Genomic DNA, 23,615 nt, shown 5'->3' on the forward strand with positions numbered 1-23,615 from the left:
CCTCCCGCATCCACCCCATGACCGGCGGCCCTGGCGTGCCCACACCACAGGCGACCTTTCCGCACCGGCTGCGCCTGTCCTCTCCAGACGGCGCTTAGCGGAGGCCCCGGCCCACCCGTTCGCTACGCCGCCCAGCAACACCGACCGACACCGCCCCGGACCAGAACCGCAAAACCCACCCCGCCCCGGCGCGCCACCCTCACCCCGGCCACGCTCTGCGCCGGTCCGTCCGCATCCACCCCCACGACGGGTGAGCCAGCCTGCCCCATGACAATGCGATGCCGACACGACAGCGCGATACCGATGCAATGGCCAACGCCGCCGCCTGGTGAACACAGCGCATTCCCTTTCAGACCGCAACGCCAGAGCACGCCAACACCGCATGGAAGACGGCTCTTCCTGCTTCCCCTTCGAACCCTTTGCTCCCCTTCGCATCACGCAGCAGTGGATTTCGCACCTTACGGAGAGGGGTGGTGGGGTGGCGCGACCCGGGGCGGGGCAGGCGGAGCCTGCCCCCATCACCTGCCTAGGGGTCGCAGAGGCTCCAAAGTCAAGGGTGGACGAAGTCCATCGCGAAGCGACGCCGAAGGCGCCCTTGACTTTGGAGGGGCGGCCCCGTACGCAAGCGCCACCCCACCACCCGAACACCCCATCTCCCCATTCGAGAACCCGTCTCGCGCCACCGCCCGAACACCGCCCTCGCAACCCACTGCCGGAACACCCCCTCTCGGCCCACCGCCGGAACACCCCCTCAGTTCACCACCCGAACACCATTTCACGTCACTCCGAATACATCTGGTGCAACTCTGAACGCGCACGTATCGCTAGCGATCATCTCGCGCCAAGTAAAAGAGGAATAGCGAGAACGGGTAATCGCCTCGCCCTCAGAGGCGCCGCTCACGCCCAACAGTCCGCAAGATGCCCGCCGCCAGCCTGAGGAGAAGCCTCGATAGCACCCCTCAGAACAGCTATCGCTGCGCGTTGCGGAGCCAATCCGATCGGACGATTTCGTATTCGACTTCGCCGTGTTCGGTGCCAGGGATGGGATCGTCCCAATGCAGGTGGAAGGTGCGCACATGTGTCAGGCCCGCTTTTTCCATGACGCGGCGGGAGGCGGTGTTGACGGCCATCGTCTGGGCGATGATCCGCTGCACGCCGAGCTCGGTGAAGGCTTTGCGGATCAGTGCGCGGGACGCCTCGGTGGCGTAGCCGCGTCCCCAGTGGGCGGCGCGGAGGCGGTAGCCGAGTTCTGCTTCGTAGGGTCCGCTGCCGTCGGGTCCGCTGCCGTCGACGGGGGTGAGGGCGAACCAGCCGGTGAAGTCGCCGGTGGCGCGTTCGTGGGCGGCCCATTGGCCGAGCGGGCCTTCGCCGTACTGGCGGAGGATCCGGGGCAGGACGTCGTTCTCGATCAGCGTCCGCGGGGTCGGTTTCCCGTTGGTGAGGAAGCGCATGACGCGGGGGTCGCCGTCGAGTTCGACGAGGTGGTCGGCGTCTTCGGTGGTGAAGTGGCGCAGCAGGAGCCGGTCGGTGGTGAGGAAGGTCCCCATGGCGACGAAGCCTAGGAGGACGGGTCGGGAAGGGGCTGGTTCGCGTAGCGTGCCCGCGTGGTGGTGATACCGGAGGTGTTCGCGCGGAGCACCGTCGAGCGCGAAGGGGAGGCGGGCACGGAGTGGCTCGCCGGGTTGCCGGGGATCGTGAAGGAGCTCCTGGACCGCTGGGACTGCGTGCCGGACGGCGACGTCATGCACGGGGGCGTAGGGATCATCGTCCCGGTGCGGCGGGGCGGGGAGCCGGCCGTCGTGAAGGTGTCCTTCCCGCATCCCGGCAACGTCCATGAGCCGGACGCGTTCGCGGTGTGGGGCGGGCGCGGCGCGGTCCTGCTGCATGAGCGCGACGACGAGCGGTTCGCGATGCTGCTGGAGCGGGCCCGGACGGACTCCCTGGCGCAGGTCGAGGACGTTGACGAGATGGTGCGGGTCGCGGGACGCCTGAGCCGGCGGCTGGGCGTCCCGGCACCGCCCGGCCTGCCCTGGTTGCGGGACCGGGCCGACGCGTGGGAGGAGCAACTGCGCAAGGACGCGCGGGAGCTGGTGCACGGCCTTCCCCCGCGTGTGCTGGACGCGGCGTTGGCGACGGTGCGGGAACTGGGACGCGTCCAGCCGGACACTCTCGTCCATGGCGACCTGCATGCGAGGAACATCCTGCGGGCCGACCGCGAGCCGTGGCTGGCGGTCGATCCGAAGGGGTACGCGGGGGACCGCGCCTACGACGCCGGTGCGCTGCTCAAGGCGCTCTTGCTGCGGCTCATCGAGGCCGATGACCTCGGCAAGGCCCTGCACCGCGCGATGGACGTGTTCGCGGAGGCCGCGGAGCTCGACCGGGGGCGCGTGCAGCGGTGGGCGCAGCTGCACGCCGTCCAGGGCGCGTTCTGGGCGCGCCGCCACGGATTCCGGGTGGCTCGCGGCGGCCTGGCGCTGGAGCAGATCACCGCCCTCGCGGACGGGCTGGCAGAGTCGCTGACGGAGTGACCGGGGCGGGGTCACCGCTTGGGCGGCCAGCCGGAGAGCGGGAGCGGCCCGCGGCTGAGGACGCTTCGGATGGCGAAGGTGCTCCGCGCGTCGCGGACGGGGCCGATCGCGAGGATCTCGTCGAGGAGCACCCGCTCGTAGGCGGCGAGGTCGGAGACGGCGACCTCGACGAGGAAGTCGGCCTCTCCGGAGACGACGTAGCAGGCGACGACGGCCGGGATGGCGGTGAGGGCCGCCTCGATCGTCCGGGACGTCTCGCGCGAGTGCTGGTCGACCTTCAGCGCGATGAAGACGGTGAGGCCGAGGCCGAGGCGGTCCCGGTCGAGTTCCGCGCGGTATCCGGCGATGACGCCGTCGTCCTCCAGCGCCTTGGTGCGGCGCAGGCAGGAGGAGGGGGAGAGGCGGACGGCCTCGGCGAGATCGACGTTGGCGGTGCGGCCGTGCTGCTGGAGTCGGTCGAGGATGGCGCGATCGATGCGGTCGTAACCCTGTTGCGGCATGCCGTGCAGCATATTGACCCCATAGCGGCACGGCATTGCGTCATAGACGTCATACGAGCCACAACATGCCATCGCGTGCCGCGCGTTTCGGACGATGCTCCTGGCATGACTTCGAACCGGAACGATCTGTCCACGATGGGCGCCACGGCCCTGTACGTGGGGGCCCTGCTCGGCCCCAGCCTGCTGCTCCTGCCGGGTCTCGCCGCGCGTGCCGCCGGGCCCGCCTCCCTGCTGGCGTGGGCGGGCCTGCTGGTGCTGTCCGGCCTCATCGCGGTGGTGTTCAGCCGCCTCGGGACCACGGTGGGGTCGACGAGCGGTGTCGCGGGATACGCGGCCGCCGGACTCGGGTCGCGTGCTGGGCGCGCGGCGGCCTGGTGCTTCCTCGGCGGGGTCGTCACGGGGGCGCCCGTGGTGTGCCTCATCGGCGGCGCGTACGTAGCGGAGCTGCTGCGGGCGGGGGACCGGACGGCGTTCCTTTCGGCCGGGGCCCTGCTGGCGCTGGTGCTGGCGATGCGCCTCGCGGGTGCGAGGACGGGTGTGCGGGTGCAGCTGGCGCTGGTCGGGCTGCTGGTGGCGCTGGTGGTGCTCGCCGTGGGCGGGGCTGCGCCGTCGGCACGCGCCGCGTACTGGCATCCGTTCGCCCCGCACGGGTGGGGGTCGATCGCGCGGGCGGCGTCGCCGCTGATGCTGGCGTTCGTCGGGTGGGAGGCGGCGGCTCCGCTGACGGCGCGGCTGCGGGATCCTCGGCGGCAGCTTCCGCGGGTCGTGGGCGCCGCGTTCGCCGTGACCGCCGTCCTGTACCTGGCGCTGGCGGCCGCCACGGTCGGGGTACTCGGTCCGCGGGCGGGGAGTTCGGTGCCGCTGGCGGGCCTGCTGGAGGTCGCCGTCGGCGGGAGCGGGCGGGCGATCGCGGCGGCCGGCGCGGTCGTCCTGACGCTGGCGGCGACCAACGCCTATCTGACGGGCGCGACGGCGATGGCGTCCGCGCTGGCCGGGACGAGGCGAGGCCGGTCCGGCGGGACGTCTGCCGGGACGGCTGACGGGACGGGGCGGGGGCGGACGGCGGGGCTCGTCGCCGCGATCGCCGCGACCGGCGGGCTGCTGCTCGGCCTGGCAGGGAGCGGGCTGGTCGGCACCGCGCAGTTCGTCGCCGTCCCGACGGCGCTGTTCCTCGTCGTCTACCTCGGGTGCATGGCGGCGGCGGTGCGGATCCTGAGCGGTCCGGTGCGGGTCGCGGCAGCGGTCGCGTGCGTCGCGGTCGTCCAGCTGCTGCTGTTCTCGGGGTGGGCGGCGCTGCTCGCCGCCGCCGTAGCGGTGACGGCGGCGGCGAGCGAGGGGGCCCGGCGTTCAGTCCTTCAGCAGCGGCGACGACGCGGCGGGCGCGTCATGGGCGACGGCGCGTGAGGCCCGCCGGCCGGTGCCGAGCGCGAGGAGCAGGGAGCCGGCGGTCAGCGCGACGCCGAACCAGACGACGCTGGTGACGCCGAGGTTGTCGGCGAGCTGGCCGCCGAAGAGCGCGCCGAGCGCGATGGAGGTGTTGTAGGCCATGGTGTTGAGCGACATCGCCGCCTCGAACGTCTCGGGGGCGGCGGCGAGGGTCATGTTGACCTGGGAGAGCTGGACGACGCCGAACGACAGCCCCCACAGCACCAGCGCGGCGATCGCGCCGGCCTTCCCGTCGCCGACGGCGAGCAGGAGCAGCAGGGACGCGACGAGGCCCGTGCAGCCGATGACGAAGCTGCCGCGCAGGCTCTTGTTCACGGTGTAGCCGGCGATGAAGTTCCCGGCGGCGCCGCCGATCCCGAAGATGATCAGCACGACGGTGATGAACAGGGGCGTCGCGGAGGTGTGGTCCTCCAGGAAGGGGCGGACGAACGTGTACGCCCCGAAGTGGCCGAGCACGAACAGCACGACGATGATCAGCACGGATCGCAGGGGGACGTTCCGGAGCGGCAGACCGAACACCTCGCGGACCGAGACGGCGTTGTCGGACGGCAGCGAAGGCACGATCGCGGCGACCAGAAGGAACACCAGAAGGCTGAGGCCGGACCAGATGAGGAAGGTGGTCCGCCAGTCGGTGAGGTCCTCCAGGAGGGTGCCGAGGGGGATGCCGACGACCGTGGCGATCGAGATGCCGGACATGACGATCGCGGACGCGCGGCTGGCGTGCCGTTCCGGGACGAGGCGCATCGCCATGCTGACGCCGATGGCCCAGAACACGCCGCTGGCGAAGCCCATGACGAGCCGGGTCGCGAGGACGAGCGGGAAGTTCGGCGAGACGCCGGTGACGAGGTTCCCGACGGTGAGGACGGCCAGCAGCGCGGACAGCAGGACGCGCCGGTCGACGCGCCGGGTCCAGGCGACGATGAACGTGACGGCGAGGCCGGCGGAGACGCCGTAGAGGGTGACCATCAGCGCGGCGACGCCGACGGGGACGTCCAGGCTGGAGCTGAGCGGGGTGAGCAGGCCGACGGGCATCAGCTCGGTGGTGAGGAAGGTGAAGAGGCTGGCCGTGATCACGGCCACGCCCAGCCAGGCCCGCAGGAGCGAGTGCGGGCGCGCGGTGCGTGCGACCATCGCAGTGACCTTTCAACGTTGAAATGTTGAACGTTGAGGAAGGTAACCCGGTGATACCTTTGTGTCAAACAGTTCAACGTTGAGGAGTTTCTCGTGGGACGTGACGCCGTCGACCTCGTCCTGGAGCAGTGGGCCCGCGCGCGCCCTGACCTCGACGCGTCCCCGATGGGCGTGCTCGGCCGCCTGTCCCGGGTGGCGCGCATCGCCGAACGCGAACTCAAGGCGCTGTTCAGTGAGTTCGGGCTGGAGCGCGGCGAGTTCGACGTCCTCGCCACCCTCCGGCGGGCGGGCGCGGACGGCGGCATGACGGCGGGCGACCTGGCCCGCTCGTCGATGGTGACGTCAGGGGCGGTGACCAACCGGCTCGACCGGCTCGTCGCCAAGGGCCACGTCACCCGCGACGTCGACCCCGCCAACCGGCGCAGCGTCATCGTCGCCCTCACGCCCGCCGGCCGCGACCTCATCGACCGCGCCGTGGTCGCGCACCTCGAGAACGAGCGGCGCATCCTCGCCGCGCTCGACCGGGACCAGTGGGACGGTCTCGCCGCGACCCTGCGCACGCTGCTGCTCAGCCTCGGCGACGAGGCGGGCGACGAACCCGGTGGCGAGCCGGATGCCGCGGGCGGCGAGGCGCGGGGTGCCGCAGCCTCCGCAGACCCCGGCGCCGACCCCGGTGCCGAGGCCCGCGACGAGGCGCGTGCCGCGGGCCGGTCCTAGGCGTTCAGCCAGGCGGCGATGTCGTCCAGCACGGCCGGATCGACGTGCTGGGGGCGGTCGTAGCCCGCGGGCGTCGACGGTCCGGTGCCCGGGAAGAACAGGTGGTCGTCGGCGGCGTGCACGCGGACGGTCACGCCGGGACGCCCCTCCAGGGCCGCCCGCCAGCGGGACAGGTCGTCCTCGACGGTGACCTGGTAGTCGCGCCCGCCTTGCAGGATCAGCATGGGCTTGCCGACCGCGAGGGCAGTCGCGACGGGGTCGTAGGAGCGCATGTCCAGCCAGTACGGCGCGGAGAGGCCGAACGGCAGGTCCGCCGCGGGATCCGCCGGGGACAGCGCCGGGTCCGCGACCCTGGCGGCCTGCCGGGTGATCGCCGCGACGGCGGCGTCCGCGTCCGGACCCGGGTCCAGGGACGCGAGGTACCGCGTCACGCGGACGGCGGCCTCGTGCATCGGCTGCGCGTCCCCCGCCATGATCACCAGGCCGGCGACGGACGGCTCGGCGGCGGCGACGCGCGGGGCCGCCTTGCCGCCCATGCTGTGGCCGAGCACGAAGACGCGCCCGGCGTCCACGGCCGGATCGTCGCGGAGCAGGCGGACGGCCGCGACGGCGTGCGGGACGTACTCGTCCGCCATCGTGAAGGCGGGGTCGGCGGCCACTTCGGCGGGGTGGGCGCAGGTCGCCTTGTCGAAGCGCAGGACCGCGACGCCGCTGGTGGCGAGGCCCCAGGCGAGGTCCTTGAGCGGCTTGTTGGGGCCGCTGGTCGCGTCGCGGTCGAACGGCCCGCCGCCGGCGAGCAGGACGGTGCCCGGATGCGGCCCGGTGCCCCGTGGGAGGGTGAGCGTCCCCGGGACGGCCAGCGGGCCGGAGCCGACGGTGACCTCGCGTTCCTCGAAGGCGGACGGGTCGGCGTAGGGCGGCGGGCTCCACGCCTCGGCACCGCCGGGCGCGAGCCGGAGGCCGTTCAGCAGGCCCGCGCCGTCCACGGACATGACGACGGTCAGCGCCCCGCGCTCGCAGGCGACCGGGACGCTCACCCGGGTCAGGTCCGTGCCGAGCGGCTCGGCCGCAGGGTCGCCGACGGAGGTCACCGGGCCGTGCCGCGCGATCTCCGCCGCCCACGCGGCGCTCACTGCACCGGCGGGCGCGACGGCCCGCAGCGGGGCCGCGAACAGCGCCTCGACCTCGGCGAACCGCCCGTCCCGCAGCGCCCGGGCGACCCCGGCGGCGATGGCTCCCGCGTCTCCCATGCCAACCCCTCTCAAGTTTGAGAAAGGTAACACGGATGAGATCGTAGGGCGATGGACACCCTGGAGCTGCTCGCCCACCCCGTCCGGCTGCGCGTCGTCCACGCGCTGCGCGGCGGCCGACCGCTCAGCACGTCCGAGCTCCGCGAGCGGATCCCGGACGTCTCGAAGGCGACCGTCTACCGGCACATCGAGCTGCTGCTCGACGGCGGCGTCCTGGAGGTCGCCGAGGAGCGCCGGGTGCGCGGTGCGGTCGAGCGCCGCTACCGGCTCCGCCAGGACCGCGCGGTGATCGACCCGGCCGCGCCGCTGTCCCGGGACGACCACCGGCGCGGGTTCGCGGCGGCGACCGCCGCCCTCATCGCCGCGTTCGGCGCCTACCTCGACCGCGACGGCAGCGACCCGGCCGCCGACCTGGTCGGATACCGGCAGCACGCCGTCTGGCTCAGCGAGGAGGAGCTGCTCGAACTGATCGCCGGTATGCGCGCCGCGATCGCCCCGCGGCTCGCGAACGGCCCGGCGCCCGGCCGCGCCCAGTACCTGCTGAGCCCCATCCTCTTCCCAATCGAACCCGCACCGGCGGAACCCCCGGCAACGGAACCCCCGGCAACGGAACGAACGTCGGCGGAACCCGCGTCGGCGGACCCCTCAGCAGCGGACCCCTCGGCGGCGGAGCCTCCGGCAGCGGATTCCGGACCCGCCTGACGGGCGGGGGGCTACTGCGGCGATCCCGCGTCGCGGGCCTCCTGCGGGTCCCGCGCGCCGAAGGCGTTCGAAGAGTCCGGTGCGTCGGGCGCCTCGGGTGCGTTGGGCAGGGCCGCTCCGCGAGGCACGGCAGTTGCGGCGGGCGCGTCGGGCGCGGCGGGTGCGTCCGGACTCGGCGGCCCGGGGATCCCCTGCTCGGGCCGCACACGGGTCCGGATCCAGGCCGGCAGCGACTTGCGCCGGGGCTCCGGCCCGTACCGGCCGCGCGGCGCCACCGCCATGATCGCCGCCGCGGCGGCCTCCGCGACCCGCTCCGACGACGCCAGGCTGCCGGGGCCGTCCGGCGGTTCCGGCGCGGGCCGCAGCTCGCGGGGCCGTCCCACGATCTCGACCCCGCTCCGCCGCAGCGCGGCCACGTCCTCCTCCGCCCACGCCGCCACGAGGTCCCGCGCCGAGTCGGGGACGGCGACCGGGCCGCCGCGCTCGCCGCGCACGAGCAGGCCGTTCAGCAGGATCTCCTCGCGCAGCGCCCGGCACTCGAAGGTGCTCCAGCCCGAGTCCTCCAGCCGCCGGTTCAGCGCGACCATCAGCTCGGTCTCCTCGCTGGTCAGCCCGCCGTGGGTGCGGCGCGCCCGCACGTCGGCGGACGGCCGGCCGGAGCAGCCGCGCGCGCCGACGGCGGCGGCGAAGCGGCGCCACAGCAGGTCCGCCGGGGAACCGGGGTTGATCACGACGCGGACCCGGTCCGGGCCCACCGCGGCGGCCCACCGCCGGACCAGGCCGCCGAGCCCGAAGGCCCGCCACAGGTGCAGGTCGAGCTCCTCCTCGATCGCCTCCGGGCCGCGCTCGCGCTGCTCGACCAGCGCCGCGAAGTACTCCTCGATCGTGGAGTGCCGGCCGTTGCGGACGTGCTGCTGCCACAGCGACGGCAGCGACCGGTCCAGCCGCCGGGTGGTGATCACGATCTCGACGTCCGCGCCGTCGAACTCCGCGAGCAGCCGGGCCACCGCCGCCGACCGGATCACCGACAGCGCCTCGGCGGAGATCAGCACGGTGTCCGGCCAGGCGCGGACCTTCTCCATCAGCCGCAGCCACTTGTCGCGCTCTCCGGCGGCGTCATCGGCCGAGACCCACGGGTACTCGTCGCCGAGGAGCCCCCGTGTCGCGCGTTCGTGGTTCTCGATCGCGTCCGGGAGGACCTCCCTGATCGAGTCCGGGTAGAGGATGCCCGCCTCCCGCGCGAGCGGTTCCGCGATGTGGCCGAGCACGTCCTGCAGGTAGGTGGTGCCCGACTTCTGCTGCCCGATGTGCAGGATGACCTTCGCTGCCATGGACCCGCCCCTTCCCCGAACCCGAGAGTGCTGAGAACCTGGCGTTTTCCCTGGTCATCGCACCATAGGCGGGTTCGGGGCGGGGGCAGAAGGCGGGCGGGCGAAGGTTAGCGCAGGGTTAACGCGCTCTTCCCCGTTCACCCAGCCTTCTTTCAGGCTTCGGTCAGGGTCCTCGTCCAGGCGTCCACGGAGACGACGTCGGCCTGGCGGGGGAAGACCTTCTCGGTGAGGACGCGGTGGACCTCGGGGTCGAGGTCGGCGCAGCCGTCGGCGAGGACGGTGAGCTGGAAGTCGAGGTCGGCGGCCTGCCGCAGGGTGGACAGGACGACGCCGCTCGTCGCGATCCCGGCCAGCACGAGGTGGTCGATGCCGCGCGAACGCAGGACGAGGTCCAGGTCGCTGCCCGCGAACGCGCTCACCCGCTTCTTGGTGATCACCGGCTCGTCGGGCCGCGGGCCGAGGTCGGGGTGGATCGCGGCGTTCGGGTCGGACGGGGTGAAGGCGCCGTCCGGCAGCGCCCCGAACGCCTTGTTGCGGGGGTTCTTGTCGGGGTGGCCCTCGCGGAAGCCGACGACGACGTGCAGCACGGGCACGCCGGCCTTGCGCGCGGCGTCCACGGCGCCGACCACGCGCGGCAGGTAGGCGTCGTCCTCGACGCGCCCGACCATCCCGTTCTGCAGGTCCATCGCGAGCAGGGCGGTGTTCGTCATGACTGTCCAATCTCTCGGGAGGCGGGGCCGATGCGGCCCAGCGAGCGGTCCACCACCGTCACCAGCAGGAACGCGACGGAGATGGCGAGCATGAACCAGGCCAGGTGATGCATCCCGGGGGTGCCGGCACGCTGCCCGAAGAACGCGCCGTCGGCCGCGGACGCGACGATCGCGCCGAGGTAGCCGAAGGTGCGCAGCAGCCCGGCGGACGACGCCAGCCGCTCCGGGTCGGCCTGGTGGTAGACGGCGTTCTGGAGGGCGAGGCTGTTCAGCCCCTGCGGGACGCCGACGACGACCGCCACGGCCACGATCAGCCAGATCGGGCTGGCGGCGTGCAGCACCAGCAGCAGCGCGCACGCGGCGACCTGCCCGACGGCGCCCGCGAGGAGCTTCCCGCGGATCTCCGCGCGCCGTCCCGTGAGGGTGGAGACGATGATCGCGGTGCCGAAGAGCGGGAGCTGCGCGAGGCCCGTCTGGGACGCCGACAGGCCGCGTCCCTCCTCCAGCCATTGCGTATATCCGTAGAGGAACGCGTACGTGACGATGTAGGCGAGGAGCGCGCGCCCGTAGGTGATGAGCAGCGGCTTGTTGCCGCCGAGGATGCGCAGGTCGATGAACGGCGCCTCCACCCGCAGCTCGCGGACGGCGAAGGCCGCCGCCGCCACGGCCACGACCCCCAGCAGGTACAGGTGCCCTATGGCGGGCTCCATCAGGAACACCAGCAGCGAGATGAGCATGACGGCGAAGAGGCCCATGCCCGTCAGGTCCAGGCCCGCCAGGCGGCGCTCGCCGCCGGCGCGTTCGGGCAGCGGCGTCCTGGGCAGGCGCAGCAGGCCCAGCGCGATCCCGGCCAGCGCCAGCGGGATGTTGAGCGCGAGCGTGGTGCGCCAGCCGCCGAGGCCGATCAGCAGCCCGCCGAGGGACGGCCCGATGACCGCGATGGTCTGCGTGGTCACCGCGAGCGCCGTGAGGACGCCGGCGGGGCTGTCGTGCCCGGTCCGCCGCGCCTCGCTCCGGATCAGCGACATCGCCGCCGGATAGCCGGCGCACGTCCCGAACCCGAGCAGCACCCGCGCCCCGATGAGCACCCACAGGTTCGGCGCGAGCACGCCGACCACGCCCGCGAGGCCGGTCAGCGCCGTCCCGGCGAGGAACAGCCGGCGCGGCCCGAACAGGTCGATCAGCCGCCCGACCACCGGCTGCCCGATCGCCGTCGCCAGGTACAGCGCGGAGATCAGCCAGGCGGTGCGGGACGGCGGCGCTCCGAACGCGGCGCCGATCGGCACCAGCGCGACCGAGATGATCGACGAGTTCACCGGGTTCAGGACGCTGCCGAGCATCATCGGCGCCAGGAGCCGCCGGTCGAACCCGTCCGGCGGGCCGTCCCGCCCGGGGCGGCGCCGGCGCAGCGAGCCCGTGACCCGGGTGAGCACCGAGGTCATCGGCCTCGCCGTCCCCGCGGCGCGGTCCCTTCCCGTCCTCGTTCCGTTCCGCCCGTTTCGTCCATGCCTTCCACAGTAGGTTCATCAGGCTGAGCTGTCCAGTTGAAACTGAATAAATGGAGCTGAGTAGGCCGGGCTGGCTGAATCGCGCGGTGTTGCCGGCGTGCGCGCCGCTCGGGGGCAGGCCGGGTGTGTGCGGTCGCTCGGGGCAGGCCGTTTCAGGGCAGGCGTGAACGCCTGATCGGCTTCCGCCGACGGGCCGGACGGGCCGGACGGGGCGTCCTCAGTAGACGAGCGCCTGCACGTCCGGTGCGGTGATCTCCTCGACGAACGTCGGGGCGCCGGCGATCCGGACGCCCGGCAGCACGTCGTCCGGGCCGATGCCCCGGCGTGCCGCGCACTGCGTGCACAGCGTGACACGTCCGGCGGCGAGGATCACGGCGAGCAGGTCGTCCAGCGGCGTCGCGTGCTCCAGCTCGAAGCCCGCGGCGCGGCCCGGCAGGGCGAACCACGCGGACTCGCCCGTCAGCCACAGCGAGATCGCCACGCCGCTGGCCGCGGCGGCCGCCGCTACCGTGAACGCCTGGTTGCACCGCTCCGGCGCGTCGGCCCCCGCCGTCACCTTGATAACCAGAGGTCTCGCCATAGCCGCACTCTAGTCCCGCGAGCCCGCGTAGCATCGTGCGGCGTGAGCGGCATGGTGAACGCGGGTGTCCTAGTCCTCGCTCTCGCGCTGGTGGCGGTGGCGGCCGTCCTGCTGGTGGTGCGGCTCGGGCGGCTGAAGTGACCGCTACGCTCGGTGCCCATGGAGTTTGAGCTGCACCCCGACCTTGAGCCGCTGAAGTTCCTCCTGGGCACGTGGGAGGGCGCCGGCGTCGGCGGCTATCCCACGATCGAGGGCTTCAACTTCGGGCAGGAGATCTCCTTCACCCACATCGGCAAGCCGTTCCTCGTCTACGCCAGCCGCAGCTGGCTGATCGAGCCGGACGGCACGCTGGGCCGTCCGCTGGCCGTGGAGACCGGCTACTGGCGCCCGCGGCCGAACCACGAGGTCGAGGTCACGCTCGCCCACCCCACCGGCATCGTCGAGATCTACGTGGGCAACGTCGCCTTCAACCGCGTCGAGCTCCAGACCGACGTGGTGGCGCGGACCGAGTCGGCCAAGGAGGTCACCGGGGGCTCGCGCCTGTACGGCCTCATCGGCGAGGACCTCGGCTGGGCCTACGACATGGCCGCCATGGGGCAGCCGCTCCAGTCGCACCTTTCGGCGCAGCTGAAGCGCGTCGGCTGACGGCCCGGACCGCGCGTCGCCGGGGCCGGTGCCGGGGCCCGTCCCGGCGGGCGCGAGAGGCCCGGGCACGGGAACGGGCGGGCATGCGAACGGGCCCGGAGACGCTCCGGGCCCGGACATGGAACGATCCCCGGACCTTCCCGCGGGTGCGGGGCGATGGACAGGACTGGTCCATCGGTCCGGGGATCGGGTAACTGCCTGGTATTCGCCGGTCACCGTCGCGACCGGTGGCCACCGCCCGAGGGCGGCGGCGCCGAGGCGGAACGGCGACTAGCGGACAGCCACCTCGCGAGTCCCAGAATCAACCATTTCTTGGACCACCTCCTTTCGCGCGTACCCCGCACGCTATGCGAGCCCCCGGCATGGAGGCAAACGAGTTTTCGGCGACCCCGTCCGGCATACACTCGGGGCATGGTCGAGTCGTGGCAGGAGGAGCTGCGGGCCAAGGGGTACCGGGTCACCCCCCAGCGCCAGCTGGTGCTCGAGGCCGTCACCAACCTCGAACACGGGACACCCGAGGACATCTGTACCGAGGTGCAGCGCACCGCCCGCGGCGTGAACATCTCCACCGTCTACCGGACGCTGGAGCTGCTTGAGGAGCTGGGGCTCGTCAAGCACGCCCACCTGGGCCACGGGCCGCCGAACTACCACCTCGCCGCCGAGGCCGAGCACATCCACCTGGTGTGCCGCGGCTGCCACACCGTGCAGGACGTCGACCCGAAGGCCGCCGCCGGTCTCGCGGACCTGCTGGAGCACGATTTCGGGTTCGAGACGGACGTGCACCACCTCACGGTCTACGGGCGGTGCAAGGACTGCCGCGCGACATAGTCTGGCTCCATGGAGAGCCCGCTGCTGCAGTCGCCCGGAGCCGTCGCCGCCGATGAGCCCGACCAGGAAGTCGCCGCGCACTACGGGGAGCCGTCGCAGGAGCAACGCGCGCTCGAACGCGGCACGGCGTTCGTTGATCGCGGTGACCGCGGCGTGGTGCGGGTCTCCGGGCCGGACCGCCTGAGCTGGCTGCACAGCCTGCTGAGCCAGCATCTGGACGCTTTGAAGCCGTTCGAGCCGACGGAGGCGCTGCTGCTCAGCCCGCAGGGCCACATCGAGCACCACATGTTCCTCATCGACGATGGCGAGGCCGTGTGGGCGCACGTCGAGCCGGGCCGGGCGCCCGCGCTCGCGGAGTTCCTCGACCGGATGCGGTTCATGCTGCGCGTCGAGGTCGCGGACGTGTCGGACGAGTACGCGGTGATCACCGGGCCGGAGGGCGGCGGTCTCGCCTGGCCCGACGTCGCTGGGACGTTCACCCGGATCGTCCCGAGGTCGGAAGGCTTCCCGGACGGCCTGCGCCCCGCCGGGATCTGGGCGTACGAGGCGCTGCGGATCGCCGAGCGGCGCCCTCGGTTCGGCCTCGACACCGACCACCGGACGATCCCGCACGAGGTCGGGTACGTCGAGACGGCCGTCCACCTGAACAAGGGCTGCTACCGGGGCCAGGAGACGGTCGCGCGCGTCCACAACCTGGGGCGCCCGCCCCGCCGCCTGGTGTTCCTGCACCTGGACGGCAGCGTCGACCGCCTGCCCGCGCACGGCGACCCGGTCGAGGTCCCCGGCGGGCGGACGATCGGGTTCGTCGGGTCCGCTGCGCGCCACCACGAGCTGGGGCCGATCGCGCTGGCGCTGGTCAAGCGGAACGTGCCCGTCGACGCGGAGCTGCTGGCGGGCGGCGTGGCCGCGGCGCAGGAGGTCGTGGTGTCGCCGGACACCGGGGCCAACGCGCAGATCGATCTCCGGAGGCGGCCCGCAAATCGCGGGTAAAGCGGCGACCCGCGGGGCAAAATCGTCTGATATAGACGATTTCTGACCGGCCACCGCCCGGGGAAGGTGGATTCCTACCGATGGTCGCGAACCTGGGGAGAGAGAAGCCGCCGGCCGCGCGCAGGGGCACCCGCCGCCGCCGTCCCCGCCGGGAGTCCGCGCTGGTGTGGTGGGCCCTGTTCGCGGTGGTCGCCGGTGCCGCCTGGTACCTGCACTCGTGGCGGGTGGCGCTGCTCGGGCTCCTCGGCTGGTGCCTGTACGAGTTCCTGCTCGTCCCGACGCTGTGCCGGGTGCTGACGCGTCAGGGAGCCCCCTGCATCGAGCGCGCGCGCGGACGGCTGTTCGCGTGCTCGTCCAGCCACCAGCACGTGAAGAACGACGCGCTGTGGAGGCTCATCGGGATGCGCAACCCGTCCCGCAGGAAGCCCGACCCGGAGGAGGCGGACGGCGGCACTGGCGTGGTCGTGCACTCCGCCAGCGTGCGCGGACGGCTCGCCCCGGCGGACCGGGCCCTGATCCTGCTCGCGGGCGCCGGAACCATCGTCACGCTCGTCGGGATGGTCTACGGCTTCGGCTGACCCCGGACGCCGTTTCCCGGCGTCAGGCACGCCGTTCCGGGGCGCCGGGGCGCCGATCGGGGCCGCCGGGGGCGTTCTGGCCTTCCGGGGGCGTCGGCGCCGCGGGTCAGATGTCGACGACGAGGGTGATCGGGCCGTCGTTCACCAGCGAGACGGCCATGTCGGCGCCGAAGACGCCCGTCTCCACCTTGGCACCCAGCGTCCGGAGCTCCTGGACCACCGCGTCCACCAGCGGCTCCGCCACCGGGCCGGGCGCGGCCGCCGTCCAGGTCGGGCGTCGGCCCTTCCGCGCGTCCCCGTACAGTGTGAACTGGCTCACGACGAGCAGCGGCGCGTTCAGGTCCGAGCACGACTTCTCGTCCTTGAGGATGCGCAGGCCCCACAGCTTGGACGCCAGTTTCCGGGCCTTCGCCTCGTCGTCGTCGTGCGTCACCCCCACCAGGACCATCAGTCCCGGCCCGTCGATCTGCCCCACGACGCGCCCCTCCACGGACACGCTCGCCTGACTCACCCTCTGGACTACGGCACGCATGACCATGCATTCTGCCGCCTATGGGAGCAACGACGCTCATCACGGTGGCGCCCACGGGCGCGGAGTCCGCCAAGGCGGACGTCCCCGCCCTGCCCGTCACCCTGGATGAACTGGTCCAGACGGCCAAGGAATGCGAGGCGGCCGGCGCGGCCGTCATCCACGTGCACATCCGCGACGACGACGCGCGGCCCACCCTCGACCCGTCCCGGCTGCGGGACACGGTCGCGGCGCTGAGGGAGAGCACGGGACTGATCGTCCAACTGTCCACAGGGGGCGCTGTCACCGACCCCTATGAGGACCGCCTGCGCGTCCTGGACGCGGAGCCGGACATGTGCTCGCTCACCTGCGGCACGGTCAACTTCGGCGACGACGTCTTCATGAACCCGTGGCCGTTCATGGTGGAGCTGTACCAGCGCACGCAGGAGCTGGAGGTCGTGCCCGAGTTCGAGCTGTTCGACCTCGGACAGGTGGCGGCCCTGAAGCGCCTCCTGGACAAGCACGGACTGCCGTACGGCGGCCATGTGCACTGCGACCTCGTCATGGGCGTCCCCGGTGGGATGCCCGGGGACGCGCGCTCGCTGGTCGCGGCCGTGGAGGCGCTCCCCGAAGGGGCGACATGGTCGGCCACCGGCATCGGCCGGACGTCCCTGCCCGTCATGTTCGCCGCACTGTCGGCCGGCGGGCACCTGCGGGTCGGCATGGAGGACACCGTCACCTTCGCCAAGGGGCAGCCGGTGACCGCCAACGTCCAGCTCGTGGAGCGCGCCGCGTCCGCCGCCGCGCTGGCGCAGCGGCCCGCGATGCCCGTCGCCGACGCCCGCGCCCTCCTGGCCGTCAAACGCCGCTGACCTGCACGGACACCGTCCGTCCCGCCGAATACCGGCGAGGGCGGCGCCGGACGGTTATCCACAGAACGCAGTTCGGATTCACTTCGGTGCGGTGGGTAACCACCATGGTGACACGCGGGCTCGGGCGGCCCGCGTTCACCGACGACAGGGGGCGCAGTGCAGATCAATCCCGTACTCGTGGAGGTCGAACGGTCCGGGTTCGTGGAGTCGCGGCACCGCGGCGCCGCGATCGGCCTCGACACCGGCGGCGAACCGGCGGTGCGCGCGGGCGCGCCGGAGGAGCCAATCTTCCCGCGCTCGGCGAACAAGCCGATGCAGGCCGTCGCGATGCTCCGGTCCGGGCTCGACCTCGACGGCGAGCTGCTCGCCCTCGCCGCCGGCAGCCACTCCGGCGAGGACTTCCACGTCGAGGGCGTGGAGAAGATCCTCGCCGGGGCCGGCCTCGGCACCGCCGACCTGCGCTGCCCCGAGCAGTGGCCGCTGGACCCCGAGACCCAGCAGGAGGTCGCGCGGACGGGCGGCGGCCCGTCCCGGATGCGGATGAACTGCTCCGGCAAGCACGCCGCCATGCTCGCGACCTGCGTCGCCGCCGGATGGCCCACCGAGGGCTACCTCGACCACGGCCACCCGCTCCAGCTCGCCGTCCGCGCCGTCGTCGAGGAACTCGCGGAGGAGCCCGTCGGTGCCGTCGGCGTGGACGGCTGCGGCGCACCGCTGTTCGCCGTGTCCGTGGCCGGCGTCGCCCGCGCGTTCCGCGCCCTGGTCCTCGCCGGCCCCGGCACCCCCGAGCGCCGCGTCGCCGACGCGATGCGCGCGCACCCGCAGTGGACGTCCGGGACGCGCCGCGAGGAGCGCCTGCTCATGGACGCCGTCCCGGGCCTGCTCGTCAAGTGCGGCGCGGAGGGCGTGGACGCGTTCGCCTTCACCGACGGCCGCGCCGGCGCCGTCAAGATCGACGACGGAGCCATGCGGGCCCGCACACCGGTGACGGTCGCCCTGGTCCGCGCCCTGGGCATCGACCAGGACGCTCCGAGCGCCCTGGACGACCTGGCGACCGTCCCCCTCCACGGCGGCGAAGCGCAGGTAGGGGCCATCCGCCCAGCCCCCGAAGTCTTCACTCAACCACTCACGTAACCCGCCTCCACCGCTCACGCACCCCCGGCTCCACCACTCACGCCACCCCGGCCTCACCGCCGACGTAACCCCGAGCCCACCGCTCAGGTGACCCCAGCCCACGCCGACCCGTGGCACTGCCCAGCGTGGCCGTACGGCGTGAGAGGAACGCGGGCCGTGTCCCCCTGCGTGGGTGTGCCAGCAGCCTGCCGGCGCGGGGTCGAGAACCAGCCGGTGCGTTGGCTGGGAGCCCGTCAGTGCGTGGGCTGGGAGTTTTGCTTGGGTGGGCTCGGAGCCTGCTGGTGTGGGGACCGGGAGCCAGCCTGTCCGGGGCCGGGGGCCTGCCGATGCGAGGGCCGAGAGCCCGTCCGTGCCGGGGGCGGGAGCCTGCCGGTGTGGTGGTGGGGAGCTTGTGTGGGTGTGCTCGGAGCCTGTTGGTGTGGGGACCGGGAGCCTGCTGGTGCAGGGGCGGGGAGCCTGTCGGTGTGGGGCGGGGAGGCTGCCGGTGCGGGGCCGGGAGCCCGTCGGCCTGGGGGGCTGCCGGTATGGGGGCTGGGGGTGGGCGACTGGGGGCTGGGGTGGGCGAGGGTGGATAGGGGGCGAAAGGGGGGTGGAAAGGGGGAGGCCCCGGCGGGTGGGCCGGGGCCTGGATGGGGCTGGGGGTGTGGTCAGGTGTTGCGCTTGGGGCGCTTCAGGGAGTCGACCTCGTTCTTCAGGGCCTGCCGATCCTTGACGATCTTGGCGCGCTCCTTGAGCGTCTTGTTGGCCAGGCCCGGGCCGGTCTGGACGCGGGGCTCGCGGCCCGGCTGCGGGTTCTCGTACAGGAACTCCTCCTCCTGCTCGGAGGTCGGCGGGTAGCTGTGCGAGAACATGCCGGGACGGTAGTAGTACAGCCCGCCCTGCTCCATGCCGCGGTGGTTCGTCTGGTCGTTGCGGCGCTCCGGATGGACCTTCCGGGACGACGCGCTGATCGTGACGTAGAGCCAGGCCAACAGCGCCACCGTGCCGATCAGGGGAATGATCCAGGCCCAGAAGATCGGTCCGATGGGATCGGTGTTGGCGTAGGCCATGGCGAGCATCCCGTCCACCTCCCGATGGTCGGCCGTTGCGACGCCTACGGGTGTGTCCGTTAATTCGCCGCATTAACCTCAGGTGCTGGTATCGGTACCGTCGAACCGAGCGTCCGGTTGCGTCCGGCGGGCAGGCCGGGGACGGCGAGCGCCCCGCAGACCGCCAGCACGGCGATCATCGGAACGGTCCAGCCGCCGGTGGCGTCGTGCAGCGCGCCGATGACGAGGGGACCGAGGGCCGCGATCACGTAGCCGACGCCCTGTGCCATGCCGGACAGCTGCGCGGCGACCCCGGCGTCATGCGCGCGCAGGCCGATGAACGACAGCGCGGTGGCGAACCCGAGGCCCTGGCCGATGCCGAGGACGATCGCCCACAGCCACACCGTGGCGATCGGCGCCCAGGCGATCCCGGCGAAGCCGACCACGCACAGCGAGCACGTCAGCGTCACCAGCGGGCGCTGGTCGCGCATCCGGCGCTCCAGCAGCGGCACGCCCAGCGAGCCGACCGCCTGGATCGCCGCGGTCAGGGCCAGGACGTAGCCGGCGGCGGTGTCGGTCATCCCGCGGTCCTGGCAGATCGTCGGCAGCCAGCCGAGCACCACGTACGCCAGCAGCGACTGGAGGCCCATGAAGACCGTGACCTGCCAGGCCAGGCCCGTGCGCCACACCAGCGCCGCGGAGGCGCGGGAGGGGGGCGCGGACGGCGCCGACCGCGCGGCGCGGGAGGCCCGCACCGCCTTCGGCAGCCAGATCAGGCCCGCGATCGCCGCGGGCACCGCCAGCAGCCCGAGCGGCAGCCGCCACGAGGAGCCGAACGCGTCCTCGACCGGCACGGCCAGCCCGGACGAGATCGACGCGCCGCCGCTGACGGCGAGCGTGTACACCGCGGTGACGGTGGTGATCGAGTCCGGGTGGTCGCGCTTGATGATGGCGGGCATCGCGATGTTGCCGACGCTGATCGCGATGCCCGCGACCAGCGACCCGGCGAACAGCGGGAAGGGGGCGTCCACGAGCCGCAGCAGCAGCCCGGCGATCAGCAGGCCCATCGCTATGACCAGCAGCGTCTCGCTGCGCGGGGGCCGCCGAAGGAAGGGGGCGACCAGGCCGTAGGAGCCGAAGAACACCAGCGGCAGCGTGGTGAGCGCGCCCGCCGCCGTCCCGGACAGGTGGAAGGCGTCCTGGATCTCGGTCAGCACCGGCCCGACCGCGGAGATCGCCGGGCGCAGGTTGACCGCGACCAGGACGATCAGCAGCACCGATCCGAGCAGTCCGGTCCGCCGCGCCGTCACCGGTCCTCCCCGCCGCCGAGCAGGGCGTCCAGCACGGCGAGGGTCGGTTCGACGACCTCGGCGGCGGCCCGCGCGGCCGCGTCCGGGTCGGACGCGGCGATCGCGTCGAGCACGGCCCGGTGCCTGGCCGGACCGGCCTCCGGGATCTCGTGGTCGAGCCGGACGGCGCGCATCGCCTCGCCGAGCCGGACGATGAAGAACCGCATCGCCTCGATGAGCACCGGGTTGCCGCTGGCCTCGGCGACGCCGAGGTGGAAGCGGGCGTCCGCGGCGCCGAACTCGGCGGCGCCGTGCTCGTCCGCGCCGGTGGCCTCGTCGCGGGCGCGCAACAGTTCCTCGAGCCGCTCCAGGTCGGCGGGGGTGCGCCGCCGCGCGGCCAGCCGCGCCGCCTGGACGTCGTAGGCGAGCTGCACCTCGAAGACGTCCCGGACCGACGCGTGCGCGACCCCGCCGAGCAGCGGGCGCGGGTCCGCGCTGCTGCGCACGTAGGTGCCGTCGCCGCGCCGCACCTCCAGCACGCCGCAGTGCGACAGCGCGCGGATCGCCTCGCGAACGGCGGGCCGGCTCACGCCGAGCTGCGCGGCGAGGTCCAGCTCGCCGGGGATGCGCTCGCCCACCGGCCAGGAGCCGCCGCTGACCTGCCGCTGGAGCTGGTCGAGCACGGCGTCGACGGTCGACCCGCTCGGGACGGGACTCAGCTCCACCATGACCTCCCTCTGTAAGATGTCAGACATCTTACGAAATGCCCTCGCGCCTTCGAGAGGTGGGGGACGGTCTCAAAGAAGCTCGCCTGGTGCCGCGCCCGCTCGTGGTGCGTGGGCGTTCGTCGTGCGTGGGCGTTCGTGGGGCGGGGCGTGCGCGGTCGGATGGTTGAAACGCGGACACCGGGTACCCACCCGTGGCGAGGAGGTGTCGCCACATGCTCGGCAGTTCCGTTCACATCGGGGACATCTACCTGTACACGATCGCCCCCGTGGTGATCTTCCTGGCGATCGCGGGCTGGCTCTTCCTCACGATCTTCGCGTCCAAGGATCCCCGGCGGTCGACGGGCCGGGACGCGCAGATGCCGCACCGCGGCGAGGTGACCGGCGGCGTCCTGCGCGGCAGCCCGTCGCAGCGCAACCGCCGCGACCCGGCGCTCACCCCGGCCGAGCGGGAGCTGGCGCGGCTGGAGGCCGAGCGCGAGGAGGCCGCGCGCCGGGAGGCCGCCGCACGCGACGCCGAACGGGAACGCGCCGCGAAAGCCCGCGCCGCCGCGACGCGGCGCAAGTTCGGTCCGCTCCGCTGGATCCACAAGAGGCACGCGGGCGACATCCGCCAGGTCAGGTGATGCGAGCCCGGACCGCATCTCCCCCCGACGCGGCGCCTGCCGGAACGGCCACCCACCCACCCCCCGAATCGGCAGGCGCCGTCCGACCCCGCGGCGGCCGCCGGGACCCATCCCGGCGCCCGTCGCGGGTCCGATCCGCCCTCGCGGGTCCGTCCGTGCCCGATCCGTCCCCGGCCGAGACGGGCCTGGGACGGTTCCGCCAGGTCAGAGGCCGCGGGACTGGGAGATCGAGCCGGACGTCGCGAGGGTGAAGGTGCGCATCGACTCGGCGAAGTTGGACAGGTCCCACTCGGCGGGACCCTCGTACCAGTAGAGGTTGTCGGCTCCCTCGGCGCGCTCGCCGGCGTCCTTGACCGTCTCGGCCCACTTGCCGACGACGTCGAAGACGACCGCGTACGGCAGGAAGCGGGAGAACAGCGCGATGCGCTGCTGGGACGCGACGGCCTCGCCGTCCGGGATCGCGCCGCGCTCCAGGAACGCGCGGAAGCCGATCGTGTGCGCGAGGACGGTGGAGCCGCGCGCGGTCTTGGCGGGCATGTACTGGCCGCCGTAGGCGAGGGCGGCGCCCGCGATGATCAGCGCGAGGCCCGCGAGCGCCCACTCGGTGGTGAGGGCGAGCGCGACGGTCGCGGCGATGCCGAGGACGGTCAGCGCGATGCCGAACACGGTCCACCGGGACCGGACGGTGTCGGGCCGCCGCGCGAACCAGCCCTGCTTCACCACGTCGTCGTACATCGCGGCGCGCACCTGCGCGAGCTTCGTGGCGAACGTGCCGCCGAGCTCGGACAGCTTCACCGCGTCGCGGGGCGCGCCGTCCCGGCCGGTCATCAGCGCGTCCAGCAGGATCCGCTCGTAGGGGAGCAGGTCGACGGGGGGCCGGCCGAGGCGGCGCAGCGTCCAGTCGAGGCGGCCGGTGCGGGCCCGGTCCTCCTCCTCGATGAGCAGGTAGCCGCGGACGGCGAGGTCCACGATCGTCGCGGTCACGTCGATGACGTCGGCCTGCTCGTCGATCAGGGTGCCGATCTGGCCGGGCCGCACCCCGTTCGGCGGCTCGAACTCGGCGCCGACGACCGGCGCCTGGTCGCCCACGGAGGCGTGCTTGCCGACGACGCGGGCGTCGCGCCCGCGCAGCAGGTACAGCGCGGCGACGCCGCCGCCGAGCAGCACCAGCAGGCCGAGCAGGACGCCGCCGGTGACCGCGTTGACGGAGAACGCGGTCGCGACGGTGTGCCGCCGCTCGTAGATCGCGCGGCCGCCGGTGGTGCCGGGCGGGAGCCCGGCGACGACGGTGAGGTACTCGCCGGGCAGCATCTCGCGCTGGCTGTAGACGCCCTGCGTGTGGGCGTGGTTGGTGTAGTACTGCGTGCAGCCGATGGTGCTCTTCAGCGGTCCGGCGAAGCAGTTGACGCTGCGGATCATGGCGGTGGCGTCGACGGTCGCGGTGGCCGCGTCGACGGGGACCTTCCAGCCGCCCGCGGCGGGCCAGCGCAGCTCCTCGGCGGAGCCGAGCTGGTCGATGGCGCCGCGCAGGTCGTATTCGAGGACGACGGTGTGCGCGCCGGTCAGCTTGCCGCTTCCGGTCACCTTGACCGTGGTGTCGGTGTCGCCGGCGGACGTGGAGACGCGGGTCGGGCCGCCGTCCGGGCTGGTGGCGCGCAGGGAGCCGATCTCGTAGACGCGGTCCTGGGTGATGCTCTCGTGGCTGCGCGTCGGGAACGTCCGCTGCAGCCGGGAACGCCCCGCGAACTGGTAGACGATCGTCTCCTTGACCCGGATCACGCCGCCTTTGCCGGGGGCCAGGGCCACGTCGTCCTTCAGCACCCGCTCGGCCCCGGCGGCCCGCCCGGGCGCGGCCGCGGAACGCACGTCCGCCGCCGCCGCGGATACGCCGGTCGCCAGGGGGAGGAGGGAACCGGCCGCCAGCGCGAGCACCACCGGTCGCAAACGACACAACGCCGCAAGAGCAGACATGGCCGCAAATGGTATCGG

General features: G+C 73.2%; 24 protein-coding genes. 11 read left to right on the forward strand and 13 right to left on the reverse strand.

The genetic code is table 11. The features are described from left to right. Positions 1 to 968: 968 nt before the first annotated feature. Positions 969 to 1,547 (reverse strand): GNAT family N-acetyltransferase, encoded by a 579-nt coding sequence (locus amrb99_RS33670; protein ID WP_190863833.1) that lies wholly within the window; start codon positions 1,545 to 1,547, stop codon positions 969 to 971. A gap of 57 nt (positions 1,548 to 1,604) precedes the next feature. On the opposite strand from amrb99_RS33670, the gene amrb99_RS33675 reads away from it, so the two are divergent. After that, on the forward strand, positions 1,605 to 2,528 hold the full coding sequence (locus amrb99_RS33675) for an aminoglycoside phosphotransferase family protein (protein WP_190863835.1): 924 nt from the start codon (positions 1,605 to 1,607) through the stop codon (positions 2,526 to 2,528). A gap of 11 nt (positions 2,529 to 2,539) precedes the next feature. On the opposite strand, the gene amrb99_RS33680 is transcribed toward amrb99_RS33675, so the two are convergent. Continuing rightward, a complete protein-coding gene (locus tag amrb99_RS33680) occupies positions 2,540 to 3,028 on the reverse strand; it encodes an Lrp/AsnC family transcriptional regulator (RefSeq protein WP_190863837.1) in 489 nt (162 codons plus the stop codon). Between the two features lie 105 nt (positions 3,029 to 3,133). Here amrb99_RS33680 and amrb99_RS33685 point away from each other — a divergent pair, with 105 nt between their 5' ends. After that, a complete protein-coding gene (locus amrb99_RS33685; protein WP_206700204.1) occupies positions 3,134 to 4,432 on the forward strand; it encodes an APC family permease in 1,299 nt (432 codons plus the stop codon). On the opposite strand, the gene amrb99_RS33690 is transcribed toward amrb99_RS33685, so the two are convergent. Then, on the reverse strand, positions 4,376 to 5,605 hold the full coding sequence (locus tag amrb99_RS33690) for an MFS transporter (RefSeq protein WP_190863839.1): 1,230 nt from the start codon (positions 5,603 to 5,605) through the stop codon (positions 4,376 to 4,378). The two genes, amrb99_RS33685 and amrb99_RS33690, sit on opposite strands and share 57 nt — an antisense overlap. Positions 5,606 to 5,698: 93 nt before the next feature. On the opposite strand from amrb99_RS33690, the gene amrb99_RS33695 reads away from it, so the two are divergent. After that, complete coding sequence (locus amrb99_RS33695; RefSeq protein WP_347256962.1) at positions 5,699 to 6,322, forward strand: MarR family transcriptional regulator; 624 nt, start codon at positions 5,699 to 5,701, stop codon at positions 6,320 to 6,322. On the opposite strand, the gene amrb99_RS33700 is transcribed toward amrb99_RS33695, so the two are convergent. Beyond that, positions 6,319 to 7,572: an alpha/beta hydrolase gene (locus tag amrb99_RS33700; RefSeq protein WP_190863841.1), complete on the reverse strand. Its 1,254-nt coding sequence runs from the start codon at positions 7,570 to 7,572 to the stop codon at positions 6,319 to 6,321. The two genes, amrb99_RS33695 and amrb99_RS33700, sit on opposite strands and share 4 nt — an antisense overlap. Positions 7,573 to 7,623: 51 nt before the next feature. On the opposite strand from amrb99_RS33700, the gene amrb99_RS33705 reads away from it, so the two are divergent. Beyond that, positions 7,624 to 8,274: a helix-turn-helix domain-containing protein gene (locus amrb99_RS33705; RefSeq protein WP_190863843.1), complete on the forward strand. Its 651-nt coding sequence runs from the start codon at positions 7,624 to 7,626 to the stop codon at positions 8,272 to 8,274. A gap of 11 nt (positions 8,275 to 8,285) precedes the next feature. Here amrb99_RS33705 and amrb99_RS33710 read toward each other — a convergent pair whose 3' ends face one another. From amrb99_RS33710 to amrb99_RS33725, 4 genes are all read right to left on the reverse strand, one after another. Beyond that, positions 8,286 to 9,605, reverse strand: coding sequence for a hypothetical protein (locus amrb99_RS33710; protein ID WP_190863845.1), 1,320 nt, complete (start codon positions 9,603 to 9,605; stop codon positions 8,286 to 8,288). A gap of 152 nt (positions 9,606 to 9,757) precedes the next feature. Beyond that, positions 9,758 to 10,315, reverse strand: a complete 558-nt coding sequence (locus amrb99_RS33715; RefSeq protein WP_190863847.1) for a cysteine hydrolase — start codon at positions 10,313 to 10,315, stop codon at positions 9,758 to 9,760. Then, positions 10,312 to 11,757, reverse strand: coding sequence for an MFS transporter (locus amrb99_RS33720; RefSeq protein ID WP_190863849.1), 1,446 nt, complete (start codon positions 11,755 to 11,757; stop codon positions 10,312 to 10,314). The genes amrb99_RS33715 and amrb99_RS33720 overlap by 4 nt, the downstream gene beginning before the upstream one ends. Positions 11,758 to 12,040: 283 nt before the next feature. Beyond that, positions 12,041 to 12,403: a DsrE family protein gene (locus amrb99_RS33725; RefSeq protein ID WP_190863851.1), complete on the reverse strand. Its 363-nt coding sequence runs from the start codon at positions 12,401 to 12,403 to the stop codon at positions 12,041 to 12,043. A 159-nt stretch (positions 12,404 to 12,562) separates the two neighbouring features. On the opposite strand from amrb99_RS33725, the gene amrb99_RS33730 reads away from it, so the two are divergent. The 4 genes from amrb99_RS33730 (at position 12,563) to amrb99_RS33745 (ending at position 15,444) form a co-directional block, all read left to right on the forward strand. Next, on the forward strand, positions 12,563 to 13,048 hold the full coding sequence (locus amrb99_RS33730; protein ID WP_190863853.1) for an FABP family protein: 486 nt from the start codon (positions 12,563 to 12,565) through the stop codon (positions 13,046 to 13,048). Positions 13,049 to 13,459: 411 nt separating this feature from the next. Continuing rightward, on the forward strand, positions 13,460 to 13,876 hold the full coding sequence (locus amrb99_RS33735) for a transcriptional repressor (RefSeq protein ID WP_190863855.1): 417 nt from the start codon (positions 13,460 to 13,462) through the stop codon (positions 13,874 to 13,876). 9 nt (positions 13,877 to 13,885) lie between these two features. After that, positions 13,886 to 14,866: a folate-binding protein YgfZ gene (locus tag amrb99_RS33740; RefSeq protein WP_190863857.1), complete on the forward strand. Its 981-nt coding sequence runs from the start codon at positions 13,886 to 13,888 to the stop codon at positions 14,864 to 14,866. An 80-nt stretch (positions 14,867 to 14,946) separates the two neighbouring features. After that, on the forward strand, positions 14,947 to 15,444 hold the full coding sequence (locus amrb99_RS33745) for a hypothetical protein (protein WP_190863859.1): 498 nt from the start codon (positions 14,947 to 14,949) through the stop codon (positions 15,442 to 15,444). A 106-nt stretch (positions 15,445 to 15,550) separates the two neighbouring features. On the opposite strand, the gene dtd is transcribed toward amrb99_RS33745, so the two are convergent. After that, positions 15,551 to 15,976 (reverse strand): D-aminoacyl-tRNA deacylase, encoded by a 426-nt coding sequence (dtd, locus tag amrb99_RS33750; RefSeq protein ID WP_190863862.1) that lies wholly within the window; start codon positions 15,974 to 15,976, stop codon positions 15,551 to 15,553. A gap of 20 nt (positions 15,977 to 15,996) precedes the next feature. On the opposite strand from dtd, the gene amrb99_RS33755 reads away from it, so the two are divergent. Both amrb99_RS33755 and amrb99_RS33760 read left to right on the forward strand, forming a co-directional pair. Beyond that, complete coding sequence (locus tag amrb99_RS33755) at positions 15,997 to 16,824, forward strand: 3-keto-5-aminohexanoate cleavage protein (RefSeq protein ID WP_190863864.1); 828 nt, start codon at positions 15,997 to 15,999, stop codon at positions 16,822 to 16,824. 156 nt (positions 16,825 to 16,980) lie between these two features. Beyond that, positions 16,981 to 17,958: an asparaginase gene (locus amrb99_RS33760; protein ID WP_190863866.1), complete on the forward strand. Its 978-nt coding sequence runs from the start codon at positions 16,981 to 16,983 to the stop codon at positions 17,956 to 17,958. 647 nt (positions 17,959 to 18,605) lie between these two features. On the opposite strand, the gene amrb99_RS33765 is transcribed toward amrb99_RS33760, so the two are convergent. From amrb99_RS33765 to amrb99_RS33775, 3 genes are read right to left on the reverse strand one after another with little or no spacing between them, the layout of a single operon-like run. Beyond that, positions 18,606 to 19,025: a hypothetical protein gene (locus tag amrb99_RS33765; RefSeq protein ID WP_190863868.1), complete on the reverse strand. Its 420-nt coding sequence runs from the start codon at positions 19,023 to 19,025 to the stop codon at positions 18,606 to 18,608. 41 nt (positions 19,026 to 19,066) lie between these two features. After that, positions 19,067 to 20,296, reverse strand: a complete 1,230-nt coding sequence (locus amrb99_RS33770) for an MFS transporter (RefSeq protein ID WP_190863871.1) — start codon at positions 20,294 to 20,296, stop codon at positions 19,067 to 19,069. Continuing rightward, the gene (locus amrb99_RS33775) at positions 20,293 to 21,003 is read right to left on the reverse strand and encodes an FCD domain-containing protein (RefSeq protein ID WP_190863873.1); all 711 of its coding nucleotides are present in this window, start codon (positions 21,001 to 21,003) and stop codon (positions 20,293 to 20,295) included. The genes amrb99_RS33770 and amrb99_RS33775 overlap by 4 nt, the downstream gene beginning before the upstream one ends. Before the next feature lie 212 nt (positions 21,004 to 21,215). Here amrb99_RS33775 and amrb99_RS33780 point away from each other — a divergent pair, with 212 nt between their 5' ends. Further along, positions 21,216 to 21,626 carry a hypothetical protein gene (locus amrb99_RS33780; protein WP_190863876.1) on the forward strand — a complete coding sequence of 137 codons (411 nt, stop codon included), beginning with the start codon at positions 21,216 to 21,218 and terminating at the stop codon, positions 21,624 to 21,626. A gap of 204 nt (positions 21,627 to 21,830) precedes the next feature. Here the strand turns inward: amrb99_RS33780 and amrb99_RS33785 are convergent, their stop codons facing one another. After that, complete coding sequence (locus amrb99_RS33785; RefSeq protein WP_190863878.1) at positions 21,831 to 23,597, reverse strand: DUF2207 domain-containing protein; 1,767 nt, start codon at positions 23,595 to 23,597, stop codon at positions 21,831 to 21,833. Between the last annotated feature and the right edge of the window lie 18 nt (positions 23,598 to 23,615).

Source organism: Actinomadura sp. RB99 (assembly GCF_014706005.1).
Classification (GTDB): Bacteria; Actinomycetota; Actinomycetes; order Streptosporangiales; family Streptosporangiaceae; genus Spirillospora.